At 48.4% G+C, this 2411-nt stretch carries 3 protein-coding genes; all 3 read right to left on the bottom strand.

Features of this window, described 5'->3' with window-relative positions; translation table 11 throughout:
• Window positions 1-41 precede the first annotated feature (41 nt).
• On the bottom strand, window positions 42-725 hold the full coding sequence (locus H6G03_RS37065; protein WP_190475938.1) for a YggS family pyridoxal phosphate-dependent enzyme: 684 nt from the start codon (window positions 723-725) through the stop codon (window positions 42-44).
• Window positions 722-997, bottom strand: coding sequence for a transcriptional coactivator PipX (gene pipX / locus H6G03_RS37070; protein ID WP_190475940.1), 276 nt, complete (start codon window positions 995-997; stop codon window positions 722-724). The genes H6G03_RS37065 and pipX overlap by 4 nt, the downstream gene beginning before the upstream one ends.
• 547 nt (window positions 998-1544) lie before the next feature.
• Window positions 1545-2411 (bottom strand): chorismate-binding protein (locus H6G03_RS37075; protein WP_190475942.1); only part of this gene is annotated, 867 nt, incomplete at its 5' end.

Below are 2411 nucleotides of genomic sequence, written 5' to 3' on the forward strand. Positions count from 1 at the left end.
CTATCCTTTTTCCCTCTTCCCCAGTCCCGACGCCCGACGCCCTAGCCCCTTTCCCCAAATAAAGTTCGTCCCAAACGCACCATCGTCGCACCCGCTTGTACCGCCAGCAGATAATCGTCAGACATACCCATTGATAGGTGCTGCATTTGTATGCGCGACCAATTTTGCCCCTGGATCTTCTCGGCCAATTCCCGCGTACTGTGAAACAATGCCAAGATTTCCGCTTGTGGCAAATCTAAGGGAGGAATAGTCATTAACCCAAGAATTTGTATATTTTGACACCGATCGAGTTCGCTCAGATCTGCTATCAGTTGCGGAACTGTCCAACCGTATTTGTTCGGATCGGGTAAAAGTTTGACTTGCAGACAAACTTGCGGTTGTTGTAAAAGCGCTCCCGCCTTGGCATCGAGTTCCTGGGCTAATTTTAAACTGTCCAACGAATGAATCCACTGAAAATGCGCCAAAGCTTTTTTAGCTTTATTGCTTTGCAGATGTCCGATCAAATGCCAGGTGATATCCGGTAAATCTTGCAGCTGTAATTGCTTGGCTTCTGCTTCTTGGACGCGGCTTTCGCCAAAATCCCGTATTCCAGCTGCATAAGCAGAGCGCATAGCATCGATCGACACCTGTTTGGTGACAGCAATTAAACGGACAGATTCGGGTAGCTGTTGGCGGACGAGGGCTATGCGAGAGGCGATCGCCTCATCTAAATGAGAGCCGATCATTGAAATGTGCGGTGGTGAACGACCATGAGCTTATCGTACTCCTGTATTTGGCCGCTGCGACGCAACGATCGCAGACGATTTTCTACCAAGAGGCGAGAATCGGAACGGCTAATCGGCTCGCAAGTGATGCCAGCAGGTGTAGTAGTGACTAAAAAAAATAAGCGTTGCGCGTAGAGTGTAGTGAACAATTCCTTGTTTTCTTCTAGCGTACACACTCGGTAAAGCAAACCAAATGTCGGATGATTTAGGTATGTCTCTGTGTTTTCATTCATTCTTCAGCCTAAGCCGATTAATCCTCATTCCAGCTATAAAAATTAACAAGGGATGGGCACTCGGACACCTGGCAGATGGGGTGAATCGATCGGCAGGTGCCAAAATCAATCCCTAAGCCGTAGAGATAGACTTGAATTGCACTCGTTTAGATCGCCCTCTTATCTTGCTTCCCTTCGATCTAGCACCCTTTGCCAGAGGCAGGGCTTTAGTTGCGTCTTGCCGACACCAGCTTTAGTCTAGCAACGAGTTCGTCTGGGGGCGATTTTGTCGCTCTCTTGCCTTTCTTACTGCTGTATTGCGTTGTGTTGTTTGGTATTGACTCAGATTAAGAGTGCAAATTTATCGCCAACACGATCGACACCAGCTTAGGTAGAGGGGATCTAGACAAGTTGGGTATTTTGACGGATGTGCCAAACAGTGTATCTCAACTTTTCATCCCATTACTTTATAGCAATGCGGGCTCATATTAGAGAGTTGGCAACATTGATTTAACCAAAGATAATTCGTTACCAATTTCCTGGGGATTTGTTTGTTACCATTACCTATTCAAGGTTTGGCGCTCTTCCCCTTACTCTGGATGGGTATTTCGGCGTGGGATAGAGCCGCCAATTGAGCTTGAGCTTTGTCAAGAGATTCGTACCATTCTTTCTCCGGATCGCTGTCAGCAACGATCCCAGCGCCTACTTGACCCCAAACGATGTTTTGAGGTGAGGAGAGGGGGAAAGCGGGGGAGGAAAATAAAAGGGTGCGGATGAGGATGTTTAAGTCTAGGTGACCGCGCCGATCGAGATAGCCACAGGAGCCGTAGAATAAACTGCGACGCACCGGTTCGAGTTCTTCGATAATCTCCATACACCGGACTTTGGGACAGCCGGTAATCGTACCGCCGGGGAACATCGCCCCGATCAAGTCTACAGAATCGCAATCCGATCGCAGTGTACCGACGATGTTGCTAACCAAGTGCATGACGTGGCTGTAACGTTCTATAGTAAGCAATTCATCGACAACTACCGATCCCCACTGGCAAACTCGCCCTAAATCGTTGCGTTCCAAGTCTACCAGCATGATGTGTTCGGCGTTTTCTTTGCGGTTTGCCAGTAAATCTTCAGCTTGTCGTCTATCTTGAGTAGGATCTGAGGAGCGCGATCGCGTACCTGCGATCGGTCGAGTTTGCGCCTGACGTTCCTCCAGCTTCACCAATCTTTCTGGAGAACAACTGATTACAGCTCCCCAAGGTGTCTGCCAATAACTGGCGAAGGGAGAAGGATTGATTTCCTGCAAAGCTCGATAAATTGACCAACTCGAAGCGGTTGTCCGAGCCTCAAACCGTACAGATAGATTAGCTTGAAAAATATCACCAGCCTGGATATATTTTTTCGCTTGTCGAACGGCGTCTTCGTAGTCTGCTTGGGG

Source organism: Aerosakkonema funiforme FACHB-1375, assembly GCF_014696265.1.
GTDB lineage: Bacteria > Cyanobacteriota > Cyanobacteriia > Cyanobacteriales > Aerosakkonemataceae > Aerosakkonema > Aerosakkonema funiforme_A.